The sequence below is a fragment of the Brunnivagina elsteri CCALA 953 genome, from assembly GCF_002289455.1.
In the GTDB taxonomy this organism is placed as follows: domain Bacteria; phylum Cyanobacteriota; class Cyanobacteriia; order Cyanobacteriales; family Nostocaceae; genus Brunnivagina; species Brunnivagina elsteri.
Genome location: NZ_NTFS01000794.1, coordinates 1 through 1,071, shown reverse-complemented (window position 1 = coordinate 1,071; position 1,071 = coordinate 1). Strand labels below are relative to the sequence as shown.

Annotated in this window: 1 pseudogene; it reads right to left on the bottom strand. The window is 42.9% G+C overall.

Going from position 1 to position 1,071, the window contains the following annotated elements:
• Nucleotides 1-3: 3 nt before the first annotated feature.
• Nucleotides 4-1,071: pseudogene (locus CK510_RS32245) on the bottom strand (hypothetical protein); the annotation flags it as partial.

Below are 1,071 nucleotides of genomic sequence, written 5' to 3'. Positions count from 1 at the left end.
TTCCTAATCCTCATCCCCATCAACCACTTCCATCACTTCAGGTGATGTACCAAAATCGCCAAATCCTGAATCATCCTCGCTAAAACCGATTACTTTCCCATCAAAAAAATCTGCCAAGCGTTCAGCCGCATGTAAAAGTTTTTCTGCGATCGCATCGCTAATAATAGGTTCAGGTTCAATTGGCGTAATTGGCGCAATGTTTACCTGGGGTTGAGCCTCGGAAATTGAACCATTTTGTACCCCATTACTTCCATTTCCATTACTTCCATTTCCATTACTTCCATTTCCATTACTCCCATTCCCGTTACTTCCATTTCCATTACTTCCATTTCCATTACTCCCATTCCCATTACTTCCATTTCCATTACTTCCATTTCCATTACTCCCATTCCCGTTGTTATTTACATAATTATTCGCATAATTAGCTCCATTTCCATTAGTTCCATTTCCATTACTCCCATTCCCGTTAGTATTTGCATAATTATTTCCATTTCCATTGCCGTTATTCGCGACATTATTAGGAACAGAAGATTGATTATTTAGTGTTACTTGCTGGTTTGGCTGGTTTGGCTGATTAGCAGGTGGAGGGGATTCTGGTATTGGTTGTGGAGTTGCTGGTGTTGTCGGTGGTACAGCAGGGCTAGGAGTGGCAGCAAAAGAGTTTGGAGGTGTTTGGCGAGTGGAGCCGTTTTGCTGAGACTTATCTCCACTCGCCTGTTTAGGGTGAATAGAACTTGCCACCTCCAAATCTACTCTAATTTCGCGCTGGAAAGCCGATCGAAATGCTGCCGTAATTATCGGTAAGTCAGCCTGAACTCGTTTGAACCAAGCTTGTTTGATGCCAAGTCGCGCTGTTTTTTCTTGAAGCTCGATGACATGACACATTTGGCGCAACAGTTCCCGTCTCGACACTGGTTCGAGGTGAGAAAGCACTTGTCGCCATACTTGGGTTAAGTCTTGTTGATTAACTGGTTGTTGATTAACTGGTGGTTGATTAACTGGTGGTTGATTAACTGGTTGTTGATTAACTGGTGGTTGATTAACTGGTGGTTGATTAACTGGTGCTTGATT